The following is a 21,694-nucleotide window of genomic DNA, read 5'->3' as shown; positions in this document are numbered from 1 at the left end:
CCCCCCCCCGCCCATTCTTTTTTTTATTGATTGGGCTAGCACCGAGAGCTACACATGGTGTATCGTCGGCTGCGTCTGATGTGTATAAGTGACAGGGCCGACGCGAGCGCGCCGGTGACGGCCGTCATCGCGCGCTCGCCGCCGGCCGGGCGCAAAGCCGTCGGCTCGTCCGCGCCCGCGACCACGAGGCCGACGCGGCCGCCGTCGCCGACGACGCGCCAGCCGAGCAGCGCCAGCGCCTCGGCCGCCGCCACCGAGCGCAGCGCCCGGCGGGTGCCGAACAGCATCGAGGGGCGGAAATCGGCGAGCAGCACCACGGCGCGGTCGCGCTCGTCGTGGTGGGTGCGCACGTGCAGGATGCCGGTGCGCGCGGTGGCGTTGCGGTCGATGTGGCGGCGGTCGTCGCCCTCCGACCACAGCCGCACGTCGTCGGGCTCCGAGCCGCGCCCGCGGCGCTTGGTGACGATGCCGCCGGGCAGGCCCGCCAGCGTCCGCGTCGCCGGCGTGACGCCGCGGCGCGCGAGGTGGCGCAGGCCCATCAGCGCCTCGCCGGAAAGGTGGAAGGCCGGGTTCGTCTCGGGGGCGGCGGTGGCGGTCATGCCGGAATCCGGCCAGCGCGACGCGGCCGCCTCTCCCCATGGGAGAGGGGGCCCGCGCAGGGCGTGGTCGCGCGGGGCCTTCTCGCGGTTGCCGAGACCACCCTCAGAGCGCCCGCACCCGCTGGACCAATCCGCCGACGATGCCGCGGGTGGTGAGCCCTTCCGCGGCCGCGCGCCAGGTCAGGCCGATGCGGTGGGAGAGCGCGTCGGCGGCGAGGTCCGCCACGTCCTCGGGGACGACGTGGTCGCGGCCGTGGAGGTAGGCCCGCGCCTTGCCGGCGACCATCAGCGCCAGCGTGCCGCGCGGCGAGGCCGGATGCTCGATCGCGGCGCGCAGGTCCGGCGCCGAGGAATCGGTGCGGGTCGCGGCGACGATGCGCACGAGATAATCCTTCAGCGCCGGCGAGACGTAGGTCTTCAGGGCGGCCTCGCGCGCGGCCAGCACCTCGGCGACCGAGAGCTTCACCGGCATCGCCTCGCCGTGATGGTTGAGCTCGCCCTCGACGAGGTCGAGGATCTTCCGCTCGGAGGCCTCGTCCGGCATCCCGACCACGACGTGGAGCAGGAAGCGGTCGAGCTGCGCCTCGGGCAGCGGGAAGGTGCCGGCATGCTCGATCGGGTTCTGGGTCGCCACCACCATGAACGGGTCGGCGAGCGGATGGGTCGCGCCGGAGACGGTGATCTGGCCTTCCGCCATCGCCTCGAGCAGGGCCGACTGCACCTTCGGCGGCGCGCGGTTGACCTCGTCGACGAGGATCAGCGAGTGGAACAGCGGGCCGGGCAGGAACTCGAAGGTGCCGGCATCCTGGCGCCACACGGTGGTGCCGGTGAGGTCGGCGGGCATCAGGTCGGGCGTGCACTGGATGCGGGCGAAGGAGCCGTCGAGCCCGTCGGCGAGGCGCTTGACGGCGCGGGTCTTGGCCAGCCCCGGCGCGCCCTCGATCAGCAGGTGGCCGCCGGTGAGCAGCCCGATCATCAGGCGCTCGACCAGGCCCTCGCAGCCGATCAGCCCGTGCTCCAGGCCGGCGCGGAGCTCGAGGATGCGGGCCCGCAACGGATCGGCGGCGGCAGCCGGACGCTCGGCAAGCGCAGCGCCGCTCATGCGCGCGCGGACCCTGCGCGACACGGCCGGGCCGGCTGGAAGGAAGCCTTCATCCTGCACGTCTCCTCGTCGAAACCGGCGGGCTGAACCCGCCGCACTTGGATTCTTGATCGATCCATAGTCGAGCCGGTGTGCCCGCTGCCCGGGGCACCCGTCAATCCCGCTGCGACCTCGGGCGGGACCGGCTCCCGTCACGGAACCGTCATGCGCGCCCGTCTAGGAGACCGGATGGTCCTTCTGCCCACGCCCCTCCCCGAGCCGGTCAATTCGGCGATCAGCCTGATCGTGGCCTTCGTGCTCGGCACCCTGATCGGCGCCGAGCGGCAGTACCGCCAGCGCACCGCCGGCCTGCGCACGGCGGTGCTGGTGGCGGTGGGGGCGGCCGCCTTCGTCGATCTCGGCATGCGGCTGACCGGGGCCGAGGGCGCGACCCGCACCGTCGCCTACGTGATCTCGGGCATCGGCTTCCTCGGCGCCGGCGTGATCATGAAGGAGGGCATGAACGTGCGCGGCCTCAACACGGCCGCGACCCTGTGGTGCTCGGCCGCAGTCGGCGCCTTCGCCGGCGCCGACCTGCCGCTGGAGGCTTTGTTCGTCGCGGTCGCGGTCCTGGCCTGCAACACCCTGCTGCGCCCGCTCGTCAACGCGATCAACCGCGCGCCGATCGACGAGAGCGCGACGGAGGCGACCTACGAGGTCCAGGTCACCACCGCCCCCGGCACCGCGGGCCCCGCCCAGGACATGCTCGTCGAGCGGCTGGAGGCGGCGGGCTACCCGGTCGGCGGCGTCGAGGTCGAGGAGCGCGGCGACGCGGCGGTGGACGTGGTCGCGACCCTCATCGCCAGCGCGGTGGCGGCCAAGGAGCTCGACGCGGTGGTCGCCGCCCTGCAGGCGCAACCGGGCATCCGCCACGCCACCTGGGCGGTGCAGACGGGGGATTGAGGGAACGGGGCAAGGCGCCGAACCCGTACGTTTCGCGCGCAAGGCGCCCACGTCGCCTTCCCCTCCCCCGCACCCAAGTCGGGCCTGCCCGACTCGGGCACACAGGGTGCGGATCGCGGGCGAGCCCGAGATCGTCGGGGGAGGGAAGGGGGGCGTGTCGAAGCTGCGTCCGAGGGTGGAGGTACCGAACGTGCGGCGGCACACCGGGCGATCCCCAACGGCGCTTTCCGCATCGCGCGATGAAGCCACCTTCCTCCCAAGAAATCCCGAACCCGGCCTCGCAGGAGACATCCCATGGCAGAACTCGAACATTCGTCGGCCAGGAACGCGCTGATCGTCGGGGCCTCGCGCGGCCTCGGGCTCGGGCTCGTCGAGACCTTCCTGGGGCGCGGCTGGCGCGTCACCGCGACCCAGCGCAAGGCCTCGCCGGGCCTGGCCGCCCTCGAATCCGAGGCGCTGACGATCGAGACCGCCGACATCGACGACGACCAAGCGGTCTCGGCCCTGCACGACCGGCTGGCGTCCCGAACATTCGACCTGGTGTTCGTGGTGGCCGGCGTGGCGACGCAGGCGCACGATCCGCTGCACGCGGTGCCGCGGCCGGTCGCGGCGCAGGTCTACCTCACCAACGCGATCAGCCCGGTCCGCTTCGCCGAAGCCTTCCGCGATCGGCTCGCGCCCGGCGGCAGCCTGGTGTTCATGAGCTCGATCCTCGGCAGCGTCGGGCTCAACACCTCCGGCGGCTGGGAAAACTACCGCGCCAGCAAGGCGGCGCTAAACACCCTGGTCCGCAGCTTCGCGATCCGCCACGCGGCGGAGAACCTGAGCGTGGTGCTGATGCATCCGGGCTGGGTGCGGACCGAGATGGGCGGCGACGGGGCCGACATCGACGTAGCGACCAGCGTCACCGGCATGGCCGACGTGATCGAGGCCCGGCTCGGCCGGCCCGGCACGGCCTATCTTGACTACCGCGGCGAGACGCTCGCCTGGTAGCGCGGGACTCGAAGGCGGTCCGCGGGCGCCGTCAGCGCCGCGGATCGAGCGGGCGGCCGCGGCGCTCGACGATCACCGGCGGGCGGGTGCGGCGCTCGACGATGACGGTGCGCGGCGCCCGGCTCGGGCCGGCCTGGGCGATGATCCGCTCCGGCACGCGCTCGGGCTTGGCCCGCAGCGCCGCGACGACGTGCGGGCGGACCTCCTCGGCGGGCAGGCCGATCAGCCCGGCGGCGATCTCGATCTGCTGCTCGAGGTCGTCGGACAGGTCCTGCGCGGCGGTCACCGCCTCGACGATCGTCGGCGGCTCGCGGCGGACCCGGATCGGCGGCAGGTCGGCAAAGCTCTTCTTCGACTTCTTCACGGCAGGGCTCGCGCTCGTCATGGCCCACCGTACCCGATTCGCGCCGATTGTGCACCGCATCAAAACGAGGCCGTCGCCGTGCTGCCATGCATGCCCCGGCGTGCCGAAGAGGCAGGCAGAGGTGCGCCGCGATCCTGCGGGCGCGCTGGCGCATTCATGATGCAGTTGCCGTCTCAAGCAGCACGACGATGCGTCGAAATGGCGCGGGAGGAGATGCGCCCCGGGGCGTGGTTCGGTCACCGCGGCCCGCGATCATCACTTCGAGACGCCCGCAGATTCCGAGACAGCCGCAGCCCCGAGCCGTGATGACGAGCCCGCCGACCGCCAACCACGATCCGCGCACCACGCCGGCCCGGCCGGACCTCGCCGACATCCGCCTGCGCGGCACGGTCGAGGCGGCGCGCTTCGTCGCCGGCGAGCCGCGCCGGGTCGTGGTCCCGGCCGCCCCCTTACGCCGGACGCCGCGACCGGAGGCCGGGCTCGAGACCGAGGCGGTGATGGGCGACGCGGTCGCCGTGTACGAGGTCGGCGACGGGTTCGCTTGGGTCCAGCTCATGCGCGACGGCTATGTCGGCTACCTGCCGGCGGCGAGCCTCGGCCCGGCCGACCCAGCCCCGACCCACCGGGTGACGGCCCTGCGCAGCTTCCTCTACCCCGCCCCCGACATGAAGCGCCCGGCGCTCGGCCATCTCGGGCTCGGGGCGCGGATAACGGTCGCCGACACGGCCGGCGACTTCGTCCGGGTCGGCGACGCCTTCGTCTTCGCGGCCCACTGCGCCCCCCTCGACCGCACGGTGCCGGACTACGCGGCCACCGCCGAGCGGCTGGTCGGGACGCCCTACCTGTGGGGCGGGCGCACCAGCCTCGGGCTCGACTGCTCGGGCCTGGTCCAGCTCTGCCTCGATCTCGCCGGCCTGCCCTGCCCGCGCGACGCCGACCAGCAGGCCGGCGCCGTCGGCCGCGCCCTGCCGATCGGCTTCGACGGCCTGCGCCGCGGCGACTTCGTCGACTGGCGCGGCCATACCGGCCTGATGCTCGACGCCGACACCCTGATCCACGCCAACGGCCATCACATGGCGGTGGCGGTCGAGCCCCTGCGTCGGGCGGCGGAGCGGATCGCCGCCAACAGCTACGGCGCGATCACCGGGATGCGCCGGCTGGAGGCGTGAGGGCGCGACTTCCCCGCCGCACACCGATCGTGTCGACCACCTCGCGCCGAACGGGTCCCCTCTCCCAAACGGGAGAGGGGACCCGCGCTTTGCCGGCAAAACAGGTGAGCGCGGCAGACCTTCGCGCGGGATGCGCCGCGATCGGTTCGCGCGGCGGGGAAGCGCCAGATCGACCGCGGAGCCTGCCGCGCCGCGTCCCCTACCCCTTCAGCCGCATCTTGATCCGGTAGGTCAGCCCGTCGCGGACGTCGCGGTAGGCGTCCATGCGCTGCTCGCGGGAGGCGTCCTGGAGGATGGTCGGGTCCGCCGTCTGCCAGTACTCGACGTCGGCCGCCAGGGTGTGGGTCATCGCCAGCGCCTTGTGGTGCGCCTCGGGGGCCAGCGTCACGATCAGGTCGAAGTTCAGCCCCTCCCACTCGTCGAGCTCCTCGATGGTGCGGGGCCGGTGCTTCCTGGCGTCGATGCCGATCTCGTCCAGCGCCGCGACCATGAACGGGTCGACCGGCTCGCCCGAGCGCACCCCGGCCGACTGCACGTAGACCGACTTGCCGAAGTAGTGGCGCGCGATCACCTCCGCCGCGGGCGAGCGCACGGCGTTGAAGTTGCACATGAACAGCACCGACTGGACCCGGCGCTTGCGCGGCACGACGAGGTCGCCGGGCGGAGGCGGGACGAGGACGTCCATCGCGCGGGGGCTCTCAGCGTCTGTGCCGGTGCGGGCGTCGGCGGCGCAGGCCCACCTCAGCCCTTCCAGTGCAAGGCGAAGACCAGGGTGAACAGCCGCCGGGCGGTGTCGTGGTCGAGGTCGACCTTGCCGGCCAGGCGCTCCCTCAGGGTCTCGGACGCCTCGTTGTGCAGGCCGCGCCGGCCCATGTCGATCGCCTCGATCTGCGTCGGGGAGGCGGTGCGGATGGCGTTGTAGTAGCTCTCGCAGATCATCTCGTAGTCGCGGATCACCCGGCGGAACGGGGTCAGCGACAGCAGGTGGGTCATCACCGGGTCGCCCGTCGGGGACAGGATCGCGAAGGAAAGCTTGTTCTCGACGAGCCCGAGGTTGAGCGCGTAGGGCCCGGTGCGGCCCGGGATCGCGAAGTGGTTGTCCTCGAGGATGTCGAAGATCGCGATCGCGCGCTCGTGCTCCTGGTCGGGGTTGCCGCGGCCGATCGAGTCCTCGTCGAGCGTGACCCCGATCAGGCGATCGGTGCCCTTCCCGGCCGGCTCGACACGCTTCTCGACCCCCGTCCCACCCCCCTTGACCTCCGACATCGTGCGCGTGCCTTCAAAGGTTCAGCCGGATCGCGACGGAGCGGGCGTGCCCCTCGAGGCCCTCCGACCGGCCCAGCGTTATCGCCGCGGGGCCGAGCGCCCGCAAGCTCTCCGGCGTGCAGGCCAGGATCGTGGTGCGCTTCATGAAGTCGAGCACCCCGAGGCCGGACGAGAACCGCGCCGAGCGCGCGGTCGGCAGGACGTGGTTGGGGCCGCCGACGTAGTCGCCGATCGCCTCGGGCGTGTGCGAGCCGAGGAAGATCGCCCCGGCGTTGCGGATTTTTCGCGAGAGCGCCTCGGCGTCCTGCGTCTCGATCTCCAGGTGCTCCGGCGCGAGCCGGTCGACCAGCGGCACCGCCTCGTCGAAGCTGCGGACCCGGACGATCGCGCCGTAGTCGCGCCAGCTCGCCCGCGCGATCTCCTGGCGCGGCAGGGTGGCGAGCGCGCGCTCGACGGCGGATTCCGCGGCCTCGGCCAGCGCGGCGCTGTCGGTGATCAGGATCGACTGGGCGGCGACGTCGTGCTCGGCCTGGGCCAGCAGGTCGGCGGCGATCCAGTCCGGGTTGGCGTGGCCGTCGGCCAGGATCAGCACCTCGGAGGGGCCGGCGATCATGTCGATGCCGACCTGGCCGAACACCCGGCGCTTGGCCGCCGCGACGTAGGCGTTGCCGGGCCCGACGATCTTGGCCACCGGCGCGATCGTCTCGGTGCCGTAGGCCAGCGCCGCCACCGCCTGCGCCCCGCCGACGCGATAGACCTCGTGAACGCCCGACAGATGCGCGGCGGCGAGCACCAGCGGGTTCGACTGCCCGTCGGGCATCGGCACCACCATGACGATCCGCGGCACCCCGGCGACGCGGGCGGGAATCGCGTTCATCAGCACCGAGGACGGGTAGCTCGCCGTGCCGCCGGGCACGTAGAGCCCGACCGATTCGAGCGCGGTCCAGCGCCAGCCCGAGGTGACGCCGAGGGCGTCGGTGGTCCGGCGGTCGCCCGGGACCTGCTCGGCGTGGAACGCCTCGATCCGGGCGGCGGCGAAGCGCAGCGCCTCCAGCGCCTCGGCCGGGCAGGCTTCGAGCGCCGCCGCGATCTCGTCCGCGGTGACGCGCAGGGCGGACGCGCCGAAGCCGTCGCCGAGCCGGTCGAATGTTCGGGTGTAGTCGACCAGCGCCGCGTCGCCGCCCTTCACCACGCCGGCGATGATGGCGCGCACGGTCTCGTCGACGTCCTCCGAGATCTCGCGCTTGACCGTGAGCAGCCGGGCGAAGTCGTCCGCGAAGGTCGGGTCGCTGCTATCGAGGCGGATCATCGGGCACTTCTTCTGGTGAGGGCGTGGGACGCGACGGCTCAGGCCGACGGGCCGGAGGCGGGCGCCGCGTGGCCCGGGCGGCTGTCGGCCTCCCAGACCGGCCCGAGATCCTTCATCCGCGCCTCGATGCACTCGACGTCGAGGCGGATCGCGGCCTGGCCGGAGAACAGCAGCGTGACGATGCCGGACGGCGCCTCGGTCTCCTCGAAGGTGATCGCGAGCAGGCTCAAGCTGGCATCCCCCAGCGTCAGGCCGCGGGTGCGGACCCCGAGCACGCGCTCGAAATGCAGGCCGGCGAGCCGCCGCCGCGGCGTCTCCGGCGCCTGCCAGTCGAACCGGCGCAGCGCCAGCACGAAGCGGTGCTCGGCGGCGAGGAAGGTGAGGTCGGCCACGTTCAGCACCGCATCCTGAAGGTGGGCGGAGATGACGGTGAGGTCCTCGGCGTCGAGGGCCGCGAGCTTGAGGAGCTCCATGTCGGGGGGCCGCTCCGGAGGAGGTTTCACGGGAAACATTTTCGCCCGCGTCAGTAGCGAGGCCGGCCGGTTCCGGCAACCGCAGGCCGTCGTCGCAGGCCGAGGGCGGACGGGGCGGCGGCCGTGCACCATGCCGGACGATTGTGGCGGCCGATGCGCAGTCTGCCGCGTTGAGCGTCGGGGCCGCCAGGCGGACAGCCGTTGCGCCGGCCTCAGCCGACGTTCAGGCAGCCCCGCGTAGACACCCGGTCGACCCCACGTCGACCTCGGACCGGAGACGGACACACCTTATGACCATGAAGCGCCTCACCCTCGCGGCCATCGCCGCCCTGACCCTCGGGACGACCCTCGGCGCGACCGTGGCGAGCGCCCAGTACTACGATTACGGCGGCCCGCGCCGGTTCGACCGCGGCTACGACGACGATCGCCCGCGCCGCCGCGACTACGACGAGGATCGCTACGACCGTCGCCGCGACGACTTCCGCGGCGGCCGCGGCGGCAGCATCTGCGTCACCGCCCGCGGCAACTGCGTCACCCGCCCGGCGCCGTTCAACTCGTCCTGCGGCTGCGAAGTCCCGGGCTTCGGGTTCAAGCGCGGAGCCATCGGCCGCTGATCGGAAGGCTTCCCATCGGCGAGGGGCCGTCCAGCCATCCGGGCCGGGCGGCCCTTCTCGTTTCGGACGCCCGTCGATCGGGATTCCACCCGCGACTTCGTCCCGAGGCGCGCCCACCAGGCTGACGCCGCGACGGATGCGGGTGCGGGCGGGCGACGGAGCGTCCCCTCCCCCGGCCGCCGATCGGCGCGCCCCGGCGAGGGGGAGCCGGCCCGAGTCCTGAAAGGCGGCCCGCTTCGCTCAGGCGGCGCGGACGCCCGCCAGGAAGGTGCCGATCTCGGCGCGCAGCCGTGCCGACTGGTCGGCGAGCTCGTCGGAGGCCAGCAGCACCGCCGCGACCTCGGTGCCGGCGGCGTCCGCCGCGCGGGCGACGGCGGCGATGTCCGCCGTCATGGCGCCGGTGCCGGCCGAGGCCTGGCCCATGTTGCGCACGATCTCCTGGGTCGTCACGCCCTGCTCCTCCACCGCGGCGGCGATGCTGGTCGCCACCTGGTTCATCGCGTCGATTCGCCCGGTGATCGCGTGGATCGCCCCCGAGGCCTCCCCCGCGGCGGCCTGGATCGAGGCGATCTGCTGGCCGATCTCCTCCGTCGCCCGCGCGGTCTGCGCGGCGAGGTCCTTAACCTCGGCCGCCACCACCGCGAAGCCGCGGCCGGCCTCGCCCGCCCGCGCCGCCTCGATCGTGGCGTTCAGGGCCAGCAGGTTGGTCTGCCCGGCGATGGTCGAGACCAGGCCGACGACGTCGCCGATCCGGGTCGCGGCCGCGGCCAGCGCATCCATGGCGGCCTGCGTGCGGGCCGCCTCGCGCACCGCGCCGTCCGACATCTCCGCCGCCTGCTCGACCTGCCGCCCGATCTCCTGGACCGTGGCCCCGAGCTCCTCGGCCGCCGCGGCGACGGTGTTGACGTTGCGGGCGGTCTCGTGGGCGGTGCTCGCGACGCTGCTCGACCGCTGCGAGGTGCCCGCGACCGCGTCGCGCATGCCGCCCGAGGCGACCTGCAGGCCGGCCACCGAGCCGGCGACCCGCGCGACGATGCCGCCGACCGACCGCTCGAAGCGCTCGGCGAGGTCGCCGAGGAGGGCGCGGCGCGCCTGCGCCTCGCGCAGCCGCGCCGCCTCGGTGGTCTTCAATTGCTGCGCGGCTTCCTCGAGGGAGACGTCACGGATCGTCACCACCGCCCGGGCGATGTCGCCGATCTCGTCGCGCCGGCCGCTGCCGGGCACCTGCTCCAGCGCCTGCCGGGCGGCCAGGGCCTTGAGCGCGGCGGTGAGCGCGCCGAGGGGCCGCGCGATCGACCGGGCCAGCAGCAGGCCGAGGATGGCGGTGCCGGCCAGCACCCCGAGCCCGACCAGCGCCAGCGTCCGCGACAGGGTCGAGACGGCGCCGATCGCCTCGTCGAGGCTCTGCTCGGCGATCACCGTCCAGGGCGCGCCGAGCACCGACACGACCGAGGACGCCGCCAGGTGCCGGCCGTCCGCGCCCGAAAAGTCGAACGGCCGCCCCTCCGCGAGGCGGGCCGGGGCGATCCCGAGCGCATCGAGGGGGCTGCCGGCCTTGGCGTCCGGGTTCAGCGGCGGCCGGGTGCGCAGCAGGCCGTCGGCGCCGGTCGAGAGCGTCTGCCCGGTCTCGCCGAGGCCGGTGCGCTTCGACAGGGTGGGATCGAACAGGGCCGGCCCGACCCGCATCACGACGTAGCCGATGCGCTCGGCCGCCTGCGCCGTGCCCATGGCGACGTTGGCGCGCTTCGTCACCGCGCGGCCGATGAAGGCGGAGGGCCCGGCATCGACCGGATAGGCCGCGAAATCCTCGAACAGGGCGGCCTCGGGGTCGGCGGCCTTCAGGCGCTCGAACAGCCGCGCCAGCCCGGTTCCCCGCAGCGCCGGATCGGAGACCGGCCGCGCGAAATCCTCGCCCTTGGTGGTGGTGTAGACGATGCGCCCGCCCTCATCGAGCACCATCAGGTCGGCGTAGCCCGCCTGCGCCAGCAGCTTGCGGGCGACCTCCTGCACCTTCGCGTGCCGGCGCCCGTACATCGTGTTGGTCGCCGTGCCGTCGAGCGCGATGCGCGCCGCCGCCGTCTCCGGCGCCCGGAAGGCGGCCAGGAGGCCGGCATAGTCGGGCTTGGACGGGTCGAGGGTCTCGATCAGGTCGGCGACGTTCGACACCACCTGCGGGTGCGCCGCCACCGTGAGGAAGTCGGCCTGCATCCGGTCGGCGACCAGCTCGACCCCGTCGCGCCGCGCGTCGGCGGCAAGCTGCAGCCGCTCGCGCGCCGCCTCCATCAGCCCGGCGCGGGCCTGGTGCCAGCTGAAGCCGCCCATCGCCGTGGCGCTGAGGAGCGCGAGCCCGATGGTCATGGCGGGCAGGCGCGCCTCGAGACGTGAGAATGCCGACATCGATCCGTCTCGAAAATGCTCGGAGAGCTTGAGCCGGTCCTTAGGCAGGCGCGCGTTAAGATTCCCTGCTCGTGCGAGCCGCACGAGACAAGACGACGATCCTATAAAACCGTATCGATTGGGATTATCGGCGGTCTTCGCAGCCGCATCCGCCCGCGCTCGACTGCCCGGGCCCGGCCCGCGCCGCGCGAATGCAGGCGGGCGGGCGCTCGATACGGCGGGCGATTCAGGCCCGCACGCGCTCGATCCGCGCGCCGCAGCGGGCGAGCTTGGCCTCCAGCGCCTCGAAGCCGCGGTCGAGGTGGTAGACCCGGTTGATCTGGGTCTCGCCCTCGGCCGCCAGCCCCGCGATCACCAGCGACACCGAGGCGCGCAGGTCGGTCGCCATCACGGGCGCGCCCTTGAGGCGGTCGACGCCCTCGACGATGGCGAGGTCGCCCTCGAGGCGGATCCGGGCGCCCAGGCGCGCCAGCTCCTGCACGTGCATGAAGCGGTTCTCGAAGATGGTCTCGCGGATCTGCGACTGGCCGTTGGCCAGGGTCATCAGCGCCATGAACTGCGCCTGCAGGTCGGTGGGGAAGCCCGGGAACGGGTCGGTGGTCACGTCGACCGCCGCGATTCCCGCCCCGTTGCGCCGCACCCGGATGCCGCCGGGAACCTGGGTGATCTCGGCGCCGGTGGTGGAGAGGATGTCGAGGGCCGAATGCAGCAGGTCGGCGCGGGTGTTCTCCAAGACCACGTCGCCGCCGGTCATCGCCACCGCCATGGCGTAGGTGCCGGTCTCGATCCGGTCGGGCAGCACCTCGTGGCGGGCGCCGTTCATGCGGGCGACGCCCTCGATCACGATGCGCGGGGTGCCGGCGCCCTGGATGCGGGCGCCCATCTTGGTGAGGCACTCGGCGAGATCCACCACCTCCGGCTCGCGGGCGGCGTTGGAGATCACCGTGGTGCCGTAGGCGAGGGAGGCCGCCATCAGCGCCACGTGGGTGCCGCCGACGGTTACCTTCGGGAAGTCGATCTCGGCGCCGCGCAGGCCGTTCTTGGTCTTGGCGACGACGTAGCCGGCATCGATCTCGATCTGCGCGCCGAGCCTCTCCAGCGCCATGATCAGGAGGTCGACCGGCCGGGTGCCGATGGCGCAGCCGCCGGGGAGCGAGACCTTGGCCTCGCCGAAGCGCGCCAGCAGCGGCGCGACCACCCAGAAGCTCGCCCGCATGGTCGAAACCAGCTCGTAGGGCGCCGTGGTGTCGATGACGTTGGAGGCGGTGAGCCGGATGGTCTGGCCGGTCTCGGTGGTCTGCCCCGGGCGCTTGCCGACCACCATGTGGTCGACGCCGTGGTTGCCGAGGATCCGCGTCAGCGCGGCGATGTCGGCGAGCCGCGGCACGTTGGCGAGCTCCAGCGTGTCGCCGGTGAGAAGGCTCGCGATCATCAGCGGCAGGGCGGCGTTCTTCGCCCCCGAGATCGGGATCGTGCCGTTGAGCGGCACGCCGCCGGTGATGTGGATGCGGTCCATGGTCTCGTGATCCTCACGCGCCGCGCTTCGTCCCGCGCGCCGCCGGCCCTGCCCCTCGGGCGCTCGCCGCCCATGCTCGAGCGCAGCCTATAGGCGAGTTTTGTCCGAAAGGGGACCGCGCCGGCGCGCCGGGTCTTTGCTCGGTTCGCAGGCCGGCCTCGGAGGCGGGAGCATCGCGGCGCCGATCCGCGCCGCCCCTTCCGCTTCGCCCCGGACGATCCGGGAAGGACCCGGCCCGGCGACGGGACGCAGGCCCCTGCCGAGCCCGGCGAAACGCGTCCCGCCTCATCCAAGTGACGTCGCGGAGGAGCCGGCTCGACGGGCTCGGGCTGCGGACGCAGCGCCGATGCCTCGCGTGCCGCCTATGACGACGGCGCGTCCGACGGGGCCGGGTCGCGGTCGTCCGGCGGCTCGGCGGCGTCCTCCGCCGCGACCTGCCCCTCCTCCTGCGCCGCCTCTTGCCCCGCCGCCGGCTCGCCCCGGCCGCGGACCTGGCGCTTGCGCCGCCGCAGGTTCTCGCGCAGGGCCGCCTTGAGGCGGGCGGCCCGGGCCTCGTCGTTCTTCGTCGTCATGCGTCACGCGACCCATCGTCGCCTTCGACTCCTAGATCGTCCGCCGGCACCTCACAATCCATCCGTCGGGGCGATGGCCCCGGCGGCGTTCAAAGGGTCGCTCGAATGCCGGCGGCGGCCCCCCGTCGGCCTGCAAGGCAGGGATGACGCCCCGTCACCTTGAACCGATTCCAGATCCGGCTGTATCTTCCGGTCCGACGGCGCCACGCGACGCCGCCGGATTCCTCTCCACCCGATGCGCGATCGGGCGCGCCGGACCGTACCGGTCCTCGGCCGCGCCTTCCCGCATCCCGAACAGGCCCGGCCGACGACGATCCCGCGCCTCGGCGCATCCGACGCCCGGCCAGCCCCCAAGGACATCCATGCCCGAGACCCGGCCCGCCTCCACACCGGCCCCCACGCACGCGCACGGTTCCGAACGCGGCCCGGGCTCCGTGCAGGGCCAGATCGCGGCGCGGCGGGTGGACTACGAGGCGCATTTCCGCGGCGCGCTGGAGCGCCTGCACGGCGAGCGCCGCTACCGGGTGTTCGCCGACATCGAGCGCATCGCGGGCCGCTTCCCGATCGCGAACTGGCGCCGGCCGGACGGGGCGACCTCGGAGATCACCGTGTGGTGCTCGAACGACTACCTCGGCATGGGCCAGCACCCGGAGGTGGTCTCCGCGCTCACCGACACGGCCAAGCGCTGCGGCGTCGGCGCCGGCGGCACCCGCAACATCGCCGGCAACAACTCGCCGCTGGTCGACCTCGAGCGCGAGCTCGCCGACCTGCACGGCAAGGAGGCGGGTCTGGTCTTCACCTCGGGCTACGTCTCGAACCAGGCCGGCATCTCCACCATCGCCAAGCTGATCCCGGACTGCCTGATCCTGTCGGACGCGTTCAACCACAACTCGATGATCGAAGGCGTGCGCCACGCGGGCTGCGAGAAGCGGATCTTCCGCCACAACGACCTCGCGCACCTGGAAGCGCTGCTGGTCGAGGCGGCCGGCCGCAACGTGCTGATCGCCTTCGAGAGCGTCTACTCGATGGACGGCGACGTGGCGCCGATCGGCGCGATCTGCGACCTCGCCGAGCGGTACGGCGCGATGACCTACCTCGACGAGGTCCACGCGGTCGGCCTCTACGGGCCGCGCGGCGGCGGCATGGCCGAGCGCGAGGGCGTGATGCACCGGGTCGACGTGATCGAGGGCACGCTGGCCAAGGGGTTCGGCTGCGTCGGCGGCTACATCACCGGCTCGGCCGCGCTCTGCGACGCGGTGCGGAGCTTCGCCCCCGGCTTCATCTTCACCACGGCGATCCCGCCGGCGATCGCCGCCGCCGCGCGCGCCTCGGTGCGCTACCTCAAGCGCTCGACGGCCGAGCGCGAGGCGCACCAGCGCCAGGCCGCCGCGACCAAGCGCGCGCTGGAGGAGGCCGGCCTGCCGGTGCTCGCCACCGAGACGCACATCGTGCCGGTGATGGTGGGCGACGCCGAGCTGTGCAAGGCGGCCGCCGACCACCTGCTCGAGCGCCACGCGATCTACATCCAGCCGATCAACTACCCGACGGTGCCGCGCGGCACCGAGCGCCTGCGCATCACCCCCTCGCCGTTCCACGACGCCGCCCGCATCGCCACCCTGACGGCGGCGCTGGTCGAGACCTGGGACACCCTCGACCTGCCGCGCGCCGGCACGGTGTTCGCGCAGGCGGCGGAGTAGGCGGGCGCCGCCGGAAGAGCCGGAGGCTCAGTTCGGCTTCGGCTTGTTCCCGCCCGGCACCCAGCCGTGCGCCTCGGCGGTCGCGGCGAGCTTCGCCTGCATCTCGCCGGCCAGGCTGCCGATCCAGTGCTGCATGCCCGTCAGCTGCGCCTGAGCCAGCTGCGGCTGCGCCTTGGCCATGTTGCGGCCGGCCGGCGTGTCGTAGAACGCGGCGATGGCCTCCAGGTCCGCCTTCGACAGCACGGCCGCGAACGAGATCGCCTGCAGGTTGAGCAGCTCGTCGTAATGCTCGGAGAGGATCGGCATGATCACCTCCTGCACCATGACCTTGGCCCGATCGGGCTGCTTGAGCCCCATCTGCTGGACCATCGCCGTCATCGGCGCGGTCATCGCCTGGAGCGTGGTGTCGCGATCGCCCTGGGCGCGGGCGACCACCGCCTTCGCCGCCGCCAGGCGGGCCGGATCGAGGGTGACTTGAGGCGTGACCTGGGAAGGGACTTGGGGAACCGCCTTCTGCGGCGCCTCGGCGCGGGCGGGTCCCGCCAGCCCGAGGGCGAGGGCCATGAAGGTGAGGCTGGCGATGCGCATCACGCGTCCTCCGGAGACGAAAACCGCCGGCCGCGAATCGGGCCGGGCCGAAGCATAGGCGGTGCCGGCGGATCGGCCTAAAAGCTCGGCCGCGTTGCATCCGCGCGCCGGATGCGCTGTGACTGCGCCCGCACGAATCGAACGGGGAGCGTTGAGCGGATGTCGGGTGGTCACGGAGCGGGCGGGACGTCGAACAAGCGCGTCGCGCTGCTGATCTCGGTGCTGGCGCTGTTCCTCGCCTTCAGCGAGACGCTGGGCAAGGCGGCGCAGACCGACGCGATCGGCGCCAACGTCGAGGCGGCCAACCAGTGGGCGTTCTTCCAGGCGCGCACCATCCGCGCCACGGTGCTCAAGACCGCCGACGAGGCGGTGGCCCTGGTGCCGCCGGGGCCGAACCAGGACGCGATCGCGGCCAAGCGCGCCGAGTGGGCGAAGACGATGGCACGCTGGGATTCCGAGCCCGCCACCGGCGAGGGGCGCAAGGAACTCGCCGAGAAGGCGAAGACCGCGCAGAACAACCGCGACCTCTCGCTGCTGCGCTACCACCATTACGAGCTGGCCTCGGCCGCCTTCCAGATCGGCATCGTGCTGGCCTCGGCCGAGGTGATCACCGGCATCGTCGCCCTGGTCTTCGCCGGCGGCCTGCTCGGCGCGGCCGGCGCGGTGCTGCTCGGCTTCGGCTACCTCGCGCCGCACGCCCTGCCGTTCCTCCACTGAGGGGACGGCCTCACCGGTCGCCGAACCAGTCGTCGAACCCCGGCTCGATGCACCGGTAGCCGACGAAGCAGCTCGGGTCGGTGCGCGTCGGCGCGTAGGCGGATCGCGTCACCTCCGTCGCCGCGCAGAAGCTGCGGTCGCGGACGAAGCGGTCGTAGGTCGGGCCGCCGGTGCCGAGCACGATGCCGCCGGCGCGGGCGACGGCGCCGCGGGCCTGCGCGCAGGTGAGCGTCGTGGTGTCGACGCGCTGCGCCTGGGCCGAGCCGGCGGCGGCCAGCAGGCCTGCGGCGAGCAGCAGGGGGACGGCGAGAAGCAGGGGAGCGGCGATCGGCGGGCGGGCTGCGATCGGGCGGCGCACGGGCGGTCTCCTTCGGTGTGCCGGAGGAACGCCGCGTGCCGCCGCGCGGTTCAGGCCGCCCGGCGCGCGGGGTCGGCGAGGCTCGGCTCCGGCGGCCGGCCGGACGGGGCGAGCAGGCGCCGGCGCAGCCGGGCGCAGGGGCGCTCCACCGCGACCTGCATCAGCGCGCAGAGGGCGAGCGTCGGCACCAGGCCGGCGGCGATCAGCACGAGCGGGCCCGAGCCCGGCCGCAGGTGCAGCAGCAGCGCGATCACCGTCGGGTGCACCAGGTAGAAGCCGTAGGAGTACAGCCCGAGCCGGCGCATCGGCGCGGAGCCCAGGGCCCGCACGACCCATCCGCGGCCCTGAAGCGCCGCCGAGAACGGCACGAGCAACGCCGCGCTCTGCAGGGTGTAGCGCAGGGTCTCGCGGAAGGCGGGGTCGCGCACCGCGAGGGTGGCGAGGATCACGGCGCCCGCCGCCGCCACGTGCCAGGGTTTCGGCCGCCAGGCGCGGTCGGCCGGGATCACCGGGTTGTTCCACAGGCCGAGGCAGCAGCCGAACAGGATCGCGTCGATGCGGGTGTGGGTCCAGGAGTAGTTCAGGCTGTAGTCGGCGAGCCGCCACACGTTGAGGCCGCGGATCGCCAGCACCGCGCCGCACAGCGCCAGGCACGCCACGGCCGCCCGCCGCGGCGACAGGCGCCCGAGCCACGCGAGGTAGGCCAGCGGGAACAGCAGGTAGAAGTGCTCCTCGATGGCGAGGCTCCACAGCGGCACCGGCAGCACCCGCTCGGTGCCGAGAAGGTCGGGATAGTTCGTCAGGAACGTCGCCTGCCCGAGCACCGCCGCCGCGTCGACCGGCATCCAGTCGAGCAGACCGAGCCCGTGGAGCAGGCCGGACAGCGCCAGCGCCAGGTACATCGGCGGCAGGATGCGCAAGCTTCGGCGCAGGTAGAACGCCGGCAGCGAGACCGTCCCGGTCCGCCCCCGCTCGATCCGCAGCAGCGTGGTGATCAGGTAGCCCGACAGGAAGAAGAACACCGTGACGCCGAAGCCGCCGGGCACGACGTGGCTCAGCCCGCAATGGGCGACGTAGACGATGGCGATCGCCAGCGCCCGCACCCCGTCGAGCTGCGGCAGGTAGGGCATCGCGGGCGGGACCGGGGCGGTGGGGCTCGGGATGGCAGGCTCCTCGCGGATCTTTCGACGATCGCCGGACAGGACAAGCAGGAAACCGGAAATTTTCCGTCCGCGCCATCCGCGCCGGCGCCGGAGGCGGGCGCCGCATCGTCCCTCCCCTTTCGTGGGGGAAGGGTGGGCCTCGGCTCACGCCAGGGTCGGGAAAGGAGGGACGAGGCGCGCGAATCTCCGCGAGGCTATCGCACCGTCCGCACGGGGATCGGGCCAATACATCGGCCGGTTCGTGCGCCGCCGCCGCATGCGACACTCGCGCGGTTGCCGTCCCGGTCGGGATGTATACGATTCTGCCATCGCGGCCCCAGTATTCGGCGCTCCGCGCCTGAGAGACGGATGCGCTCCCGCCTTCCACGCGTGGACAGCCTGTGCCCCGCTACTTCTTCGACATCCACGACGGCTTCCACCAGCGCGACGACGTGGGCACCTTGTGCGAGGACGTGCAGGCCGCCGCGCTCCAGGCCAAGCGCCTGCTGCCCGCCATCGCCGTCGACGAGAGCCCGGCCGAGGGCGAGCGCCAGACCATCACCGTGGTGGTGACGGACGAGGACGGATACGCCGTCTACTCGGCCGCCCTCGCCTTCGTCGGCACCTGGCTCCTGCGCTGACCTCGGCGCCTGCGCCGACCAAAGGCCTGCGCGCGCAGCTTGACCCTGTGAAAGGCCGCGAAGGGTGGTGAACGGAAGCCGGCTTGGCGCTTGAAAGCCGACGTTCGATTTCGTGCCCTGGTCGCTCGGCTCGCGCCGGCGGGCGCGGGGCAGGTCGCTCACGGCCCGAACCCTCTCGGATGCCCTGCGCCTCGGCCTCGACGAGGGGCATTCGCCCACTTTAAATTTAGAATATTTTCAGATTTGAACCGTTTTAAGTGTGTGATCTATAACACGTTTTTGGCTTGCTCGCGGATCCGTGAAGGACGATCACACGGGTACTGCGCTCGTCCGAGCGCGCGCCAGCGTGATCCATGTCCCACCGCTCCTCGCTCCTCCCCGTCCTTCTCACCACCACAATCCTCGCCGGTCCCGTGGTGGCACAAGATGGCACCGTTCAGCTCAACGAGATCTCGGTCGAGGCGGTGGGACCCGGCAACGCCGCGCCGGCATCGGCCGGCTCCGGCGGCCTCAACGTCAGCGCCGGCGACGGCGGCACGGCCGCCACCAGCGGCGGCGGTGGCGGCCCCTCCGGGATCACCGGCTACACCGCGCGCGTCGCCACGGCCGCCACCAAAACCAACACCCCGCTGATCGAGGCCCCGCAATCGGTCTCGGTGGTCACCCGAGAGCAGCTGAACGACCGCAACGTCCAGACGTTCACCGACGCGGTCAACTACGTCCCGGGCGCCATTTCCGCCCGGTCGGGCTTCGACCCGCGCTTCGATCAGATCTTCATCCGCGGCTTCGACGTGCTCACCAACCAGGGCATCTATCGTGACGGCCTGCGCGTGATCGGCAGCGGCTTCGCCTTTCCCAAAAGCGAGCCCTACGGCGCCGAGGCGCTGACCATCCTCCGCGGCCCGGCCTCCGGCCTCTACGGCCTCGGATCGCCCGGCGGCATCCTCGATATCACGAGCAAGCGCCCCGTCTTCGTGCCGTTCGGCGAGGTGCAGTTCCAAGCCGGCAGCTTCGGACGCTTCCAGGGCAATTTCGACGTCGGCGGCCCGGTCGAGGGTTCGGACGGCACCATGGCCTACCGCCTCACCGGCGTACGCCGCGAGGCCGGCACCTTCATCGGCCTCGGCACGAACGACGACCAGTTCAACATCGCGCCCGCCTTCACCTGGAAGCCATCGGCCGACACGACGTTCACGTTCCTGAGCGAGTTCCAGGTCACCAACACGCCGGCGGCGACGTTCTTCTACAACGACCCGGGCTTCCGGGTGTCCAACTTCTACCAGGGCGATCCGCGCTTCATCGGCCTCGACCAGACTCAGTATCGGGTCGGCTACGCCTTCGAGCATTTCTTCACGCCGGACCTGGTTTTCCGCCAGAACTTCCGGCATTACGGGCTGTTCCTGAGCGCGAAGTACGTCGACATCAACAACGTCAACGACGCGCGCACGATCGGCACCCGCGACACCGGCTATATCCGCGAGGGCCTGGTGCAGCAGACGCTGGACAACCAGCTGGAGGCGCGCTTCGCCACCGGCCCGGTCGCCCACACCGTGGTCGGCGGCGTCGACTACGCCCGATACAGCCTGAGCGCGCGCTTCGGCTTCGGCCTCGCCCCGGACCTGAACCTCACCACCCGGAACTACGGCCAGCAGTTCATCGCGACGCCGCCTCTTGGGTCCGCCTCGCGCCAGACCCAGGATCAGGTCGGCGTCTACCTGCAGGATCAGGCCAAGTTCGGCGACTTCATCCTGACCGTGAACGGGCGCCACGATTGGGTCTTCCAGGACAACCACGCCACGCCCGACAGCGCGGTCTCGCGCCAGGACAACAGCGCCTTCACCGGCCGGGTCGGCCTGGGCTACGTTCTGGCGCCAGGGCTGGTTCCATACGCGAGCTATGCCACGACCTTCACCCCGCAGGTCGGCCAGGACCGAAACGGACAGGCGTTCAAGCCGGCCACGGGCGACCAGATCGAGGCGGGGGTGAAGTACCTGATTCCCGGGACCAACATCCAGACGGCGTTCGCCGGCTTCGACATCAACCAGTCGAGCATCCTGATCCCCGACGCGAGCAACATCGCGTTCCAGACCGCTGGCGGTGCCGTACGCTCGAAGGGCTTCGAGGCCGAGGCGACCGCCAACCTCGCGCCGGGCACGAACCTGACCATCGCCTACACGCATGTCGACATCCGGTTCGTGAACTCGACCTCGTTTGCCGGCGAGTCCCTCAACGGGAACCGCGTCTCCGGCATCCCCAGCGACACCTACGCGTCGTTCCTGACTTATGCCTTCCCGCCCGCCTCGGCCTTGCGCGGGCTGCAGATCGGCGGCGGCATCCGCTACATCGGCTCAAGCTACGCGGATGATCAGAACACCGTGCGCAATACCGCCGTGACGCTCTACGACGCCCTCGTTGCCTACGACTTCGCCGCGCTCGACCCGAAGTACAAAGGCTTCCGCGCGCAGATCAACGGCTACAACATCTTCAACCGAAACTACACGACCTGTTCGTTCGGTTTCTGCAACTTCAACCAGCCGGCAACGGTCATCGGCAGCCTGATCTATCGGTGGTGAGAAGGCTCGCCTCCAGCGGTCGGGGATCGAGACGTCGCGCGCAGCGCCGACACGACGACCGAAGTCCGCATGGTGGCCTGCACTCGAAACGACGTGTGGGCGAGGCCGTGACGCGCCCGAGATCGGCCTGACCCCGAGCCACCACGCCCCCTTTGCCTCGCTCGACTCCCGAAGCGCGCGCAGCGTCTCGGCCTGTCCGCAACCGTGGCGGCCTCATCCTTCCCGGTCGCCAGAACCTCGGTCGCCAGGACCTCGGTCGCCAGGACGAAGTGCTCGCTTGGGACGGCGACAGCCTCGATCTCGCGTCTGTCGAGAGACTTCCATCCGTCATGGCCGATCGGCAAGCTTCGATGCCGCGAACGATGGAACGTATGAGCGGTGGAGAGAGGGTCGCATCGGGCGCCGACCATACGGGCGGTCGGCAGATCTTCCGCGGATCTGAAACGCATCGAACGTGACCCTCGCGCGGCCAAGCCGATGGGGGCCGAACCCTCGGGCGGCCACAAGGGATCGGTAACCATCGGGCCGGCATGATCCGGCTCGGAACCGCCCGGTCGCGGGGCCGAGATCGGGGTTGCGTGATGTTCTCTGCCGCCTTCCTGCGCGCGGGCCTGTCGCCGCTGGCGCTCGCCGCCGCGCTGAGCGCCGCGGCCGCGGCGCTC

The 21,694-nt window shown here is 72.2% G+C and carries 20 protein-coding genes and 1 pseudogene; 8 read left to right on the top strand and 13 right to left on the bottom strand.

Features of this window, described 5'->3' with window-relative positions; genetic code table 11:
* Window positions 1–101: 101 nt before the first annotated feature.
* Both FV227_RS21875 and FV227_RS21870 read right to left on the bottom strand, forming a co-directional pair.
* Window positions 102–599 (bottom strand): annotated as a pseudogene (locus FV227_RS21875) (DUF58 domain-containing protein); the annotation flags it as partial.
* 103 nt (window positions 600–702) lie between these two features.
* Window positions 703–1,701, bottom strand: coding sequence for a MoxR family ATPase (locus tag FV227_RS21870; RefSeq protein WP_147727388.1), 999 nt, complete (start codon window positions 1,699–1,701; stop codon window positions 703–705).
* A gap of 228 nt (window positions 1,702–1,929) precedes the next feature.
* Between FV227_RS21870 and FV227_RS21865 the strand changes: the two genes are divergently transcribed.
* Both FV227_RS21865 and FV227_RS21860 read left to right on the top strand, forming a co-directional pair.
* A complete protein-coding gene (locus FV227_RS21865) occupies window positions 1,930–2,643 on the top strand; it encodes an MgtC/SapB family protein (protein WP_147727387.1) in 714 nt (237 codons plus the stop codon).
* A gap of 294 nt (window positions 2,644–2,937) precedes the next feature.
* Window positions 2,938–3,636 carry an SDR family oxidoreductase gene (locus FV227_RS21860; RefSeq protein WP_147727386.1) on the top strand — a complete coding sequence of 233 codons (699 nt, stop codon included), beginning with the start codon at window positions 2,938–2,940 and terminating at the stop codon, window positions 3,634–3,636.
* A 31-nt stretch (window positions 3,637–3,667) separates the two neighbouring features.
* Here the strand turns inward: FV227_RS21860 and FV227_RS21855 are convergent, their stop codons facing one another.
* The gene (locus FV227_RS21855) at window positions 3,668–4,021 is read right to left on the bottom strand and encodes a hypothetical protein (RefSeq protein WP_147727385.1); all 354 of its coding nucleotides are present in this window, start codon (window positions 4,019–4,021) and stop codon (window positions 3,668–3,670) included.
* Window positions 4,022–4,305: 284 nt separating this feature from the next.
* Here FV227_RS21855 and FV227_RS21850 point away from each other — a divergent pair, with 284 nt between their 5' ends.
* The gene (locus tag FV227_RS21850; RefSeq protein WP_147727384.1) at window positions 4,306–5,169 is read left to right on the top strand and encodes an NlpC/P60 family protein; all 864 of its coding nucleotides are present in this window, start codon (window positions 4,306–4,308) and stop codon (window positions 5,167–5,169) included.
* 199 nt (window positions 5,170–5,368) lie between these two features.
* Here FV227_RS21850 and FV227_RS21845 read toward each other — a convergent pair whose 3' ends face one another.
* The 4 genes from FV227_RS21845 to FV227_RS21830 are packed head-to-tail and all read right to left on the bottom strand — an operon-like array spanning window position 5,369 to window position 8,217.
* Window positions 5,369–5,854 (bottom strand): low molecular weight phosphatase family protein, encoded by a 486-nt coding sequence (locus FV227_RS21845; protein ID WP_147727383.1) that lies wholly within the window; start codon window positions 5,852–5,854, stop codon window positions 5,369–5,371.
* Between the two features lie 56 nt (window positions 5,855–5,910).
* Window positions 5,911–6,435 (bottom strand): UPF0262 family protein, encoded by a 525-nt coding sequence (locus FV227_RS21840; protein ID WP_246686598.1) that lies wholly within the window; start codon window positions 6,433–6,435, stop codon window positions 5,911–5,913.
* Window positions 6,436–6,448: 13 nt separating this feature from the next.
* The gene (hisD, locus tag FV227_RS21835) at window positions 6,449–7,744 is read right to left on the bottom strand and encodes a histidinol dehydrogenase (RefSeq protein WP_147727382.1); all 1,296 of its coding nucleotides are present in this window, start codon (window positions 7,742–7,744) and stop codon (window positions 6,449–6,451) included.
* 38 nt (window positions 7,745–7,782) lie between these two features.
* On the bottom strand, window positions 7,783–8,217 hold the full coding sequence (locus FV227_RS21830) for a DUF2948 family protein (protein WP_147727381.1): 435 nt from the start codon (window positions 8,215–8,217) through the stop codon (window positions 7,783–7,785).
* A gap of 296 nt (window positions 8,218–8,513) precedes the next feature.
* Between FV227_RS21830 and FV227_RS21825 the strand changes: the two genes are divergently transcribed.
* Window positions 8,514–8,831, top strand: a complete 318-nt coding sequence (locus tag FV227_RS21825) for a hypothetical protein (protein ID WP_147727389.1) — start codon at window positions 8,514–8,516, stop codon at window positions 8,829–8,831.
* Window positions 8,832–9,071: 240 nt separating this feature from the next.
* On the opposite strand, the gene FV227_RS21820 is transcribed toward FV227_RS21825, so the two are convergent.
* The 3 genes from FV227_RS21820 to FV227_RS21810 form a co-directional block, all read right to left on the bottom strand.
* A complete protein-coding gene (locus tag FV227_RS21820; RefSeq protein ID WP_147859899.1) occupies window positions 9,072–11,228 on the bottom strand; it encodes a methyl-accepting chemotaxis protein in 2,157 nt (718 codons plus the stop codon).
* A 226-nt stretch (window positions 11,229–11,454) separates the two neighbouring features.
* Window positions 11,455–12,744: a UDP-N-acetylglucosamine 1-carboxyvinyltransferase gene (gene murA / locus FV227_RS21815; RefSeq protein WP_147729280.1), complete on the bottom strand. Its 1,290-nt coding sequence runs from the start codon at window positions 12,742–12,744 to the stop codon at window positions 11,455–11,457.
* Between the two features lie 362 nt (window positions 12,745–13,106).
* Entirely contained in the window at window positions 13,107–13,316 is a 210-nt protein-coding gene (locus tag FV227_RS21810; RefSeq protein WP_147859898.1) for a hypothetical protein, read from the bottom strand.
* A 362-nt stretch (window positions 13,317–13,678) separates the two neighbouring features.
* Here FV227_RS21810 and hemA point away from each other — a divergent pair, with 362 nt between their 5' ends.
* A complete protein-coding gene (gene hemA, locus FV227_RS21805) occupies window positions 13,679–15,013 on the top strand; it encodes a 5-aminolevulinate synthase (RefSeq protein ID WP_147859897.1) in 1,335 nt (444 codons plus the stop codon).
* Between the two features lie 27 nt (window positions 15,014–15,040).
* Here the strand turns inward: hemA and FV227_RS21800 are convergent, their stop codons facing one another.
* Window positions 15,041–15,601 (bottom strand): DUF2059 domain-containing protein, encoded by a 561-nt coding sequence (locus FV227_RS21800; protein ID WP_147859896.1) that lies wholly within the window; start codon window positions 15,599–15,601, stop codon window positions 15,041–15,043.
* 159 nt (window positions 15,602–15,760) lie between these two features.
* Between FV227_RS21800 and FV227_RS21795 the strand changes: the two genes are divergently transcribed.
* A complete protein-coding gene (locus tag FV227_RS21795; RefSeq protein WP_147729230.1) occupies window positions 15,761–16,318 on the top strand; it encodes a DUF4337 domain-containing protein in 558 nt (185 codons plus the stop codon).
* Window positions 16,319–16,328: 10 nt separating this feature from the next.
* Here FV227_RS21795 and FV227_RS21790 read toward each other — a convergent pair whose 3' ends face one another.
* Window positions 16,329–16,616, bottom strand: coding sequence for a hypothetical protein (locus FV227_RS21790; RefSeq protein WP_147859900.1), 288 nt, complete (start codon window positions 16,614–16,616; stop codon window positions 16,329–16,331).
* A gap of 110 nt (window positions 16,617–16,726) precedes the next feature.
* Complete coding sequence (locus FV227_RS21785; protein WP_246686599.1) at window positions 16,727–17,806, bottom strand: acyltransferase; 1,080 nt, start codon at window positions 17,804–17,806, stop codon at window positions 16,727–16,729.
* A gap of 413 nt (window positions 17,807–18,219) precedes the next feature.
* Here FV227_RS21785 and FV227_RS21780 point away from each other — a divergent pair, with 413 nt between their 5' ends.
* Both FV227_RS21780 and FV227_RS21775 read left to right on the top strand, forming a co-directional pair.
* Window positions 18,220–18,459 carry a hypothetical protein gene (locus FV227_RS21780; RefSeq protein WP_147728815.1) on the top strand — a complete coding sequence of 80 codons (240 nt, stop codon included), beginning with the start codon at window positions 18,220–18,222 and terminating at the stop codon, window positions 18,457–18,459.
* Between the two features lie 353 nt (window positions 18,460–18,812).
* Complete coding sequence (locus FV227_RS21775) at window positions 18,813–21,032, top strand: TonB-dependent siderophore receptor (protein ID WP_147859894.1); 2,220 nt, start codon at window positions 18,813–18,815, stop codon at window positions 21,030–21,032.
* Window positions 21,033–21,694 lie beyond the last annotated feature (662 nt).

The sequence above is a fragment of the Methylobacterium sp. WL119 genome (genome assembly GCF_008039875.1).
Taxonomy (GTDB): domain Bacteria; phylum Pseudomonadota; class Alphaproteobacteria; order Rhizobiales; family Beijerinckiaceae; genus Methylobacterium.
Note: the sequence above shows the minus strand (reverse complement) of the source record. Positions and strands in the feature narration are given on the sequence as shown.

Excerpts from the sequence above, each read along its gene's own strand:
- FV227_RS21870 (WP_147727388.1), bottom strand. The coding sequence starts at position 1,701 with ATGAGCGGCGCTGCGCTTGCCGAGCGTCCGGCTGCCGCCGCCGATCCG.
- FV227_RS21865 (WP_147727387.1), top strand. The coding sequence starts at position 1,930 with ATGGTCCTTCTGCCCACGCCCCTCCCCGAGCCGGTCAATTCGGCGATC.
- FV227_RS21860 (WP_147727386.1), top strand. The coding sequence starts at position 2,938 with ATGGCAGAACTCGAACATTCGTCGGCCAGGAACGCGCTGATCGTCGGG.
- FV227_RS21855 (WP_147727385.1), bottom strand. The coding sequence starts at position 4,021 with ATGACGAGCGCGAGCCCTGCCGTGAAGAAGTCGAAGAAGAGCTTTGCC.
- FV227_RS21850 (WP_147727384.1), top strand. The coding sequence starts at position 4,306 with ATGACGAGCCCGCCGACCGCCAACCACGATCCGCGCACCACGCCGGCC.
- FV227_RS21845 (WP_147727383.1), bottom strand. The coding sequence starts at position 5,854 with ATGGACGTCCTCGTCCCGCCTCCGCCCGGCGACCTCGTCGTGCCGCGC.
- FV227_RS21840 (WP_246686598.1), bottom strand. The coding sequence starts at position 6,435 with ATGTCGGAGGTCAAGGGGGGTGGGACGGGGGTCGAGAAGCGTGTCGAG.
- hisD (WP_147727382.1), bottom strand. The coding sequence starts at position 7,744 with ATGATCCGCCTCGATAGCAGCGACCCGACCTTCGCGGACGACTTCGCC.
- FV227_RS21830 (WP_147727381.1), bottom strand. The coding sequence starts at position 8,217 with ATGGAGCTCCTCAAGCTCGCGGCCCTCGACGCCGAGGACCTCACCGTC.
- FV227_RS21825 (WP_147727389.1), top strand. The coding sequence starts at position 8,514 with ATGAAGCGCCTCACCCTCGCGGCCATCGCCGCCCTGACCCTCGGGACG.
- FV227_RS21820 (WP_147859899.1), bottom strand. The coding sequence starts at position 11,228 with ATGTCGGCATTCTCACGTCTCGAGGCGCGCCTGCCCGCCATGACCATC.
- murA (WP_147729280.1), bottom strand. The coding sequence starts at position 12,744 with ATGGACCGCATCCACATCACCGGCGGCGTGCCGCTCAACGGCACGATC.
- FV227_RS21810 (WP_147859898.1), bottom strand. The coding sequence starts at position 13,316 with ATGACGACGAAGAACGACGAGGCCCGGGCCGCCCGCCTCAAGGCGGCC.
- hemA (WP_147859897.1), top strand. The coding sequence starts at position 13,679 with ATGCCCGAGACCCGGCCCGCCTCCACACCGGCCCCCACGCACGCGCAC.
- FV227_RS21800 (WP_147859896.1), bottom strand. The coding sequence starts at position 15,601 with ATGCGCATCGCCAGCCTCACCTTCATGGCCCTCGCCCTCGGGCTGGCG.
- FV227_RS21795 (WP_147729230.1), top strand. The coding sequence starts at position 15,761 with ATGTCGGGTGGTCACGGAGCGGGCGGGACGTCGAACAAGCGCGTCGCG.
- FV227_RS21785 (WP_246686599.1), bottom strand. The coding sequence starts at position 17,806 with ATGCCCTACCTGCCGCAGCTCGACGGGGTGCGGGCGCTGGCGATCGCC.
- FV227_RS21775 (WP_147859894.1), top strand. The coding sequence starts at position 18,813 with ATGTCCCACCGCTCCTCGCTCCTCCCCGTCCTTCTCACCACCACAATC.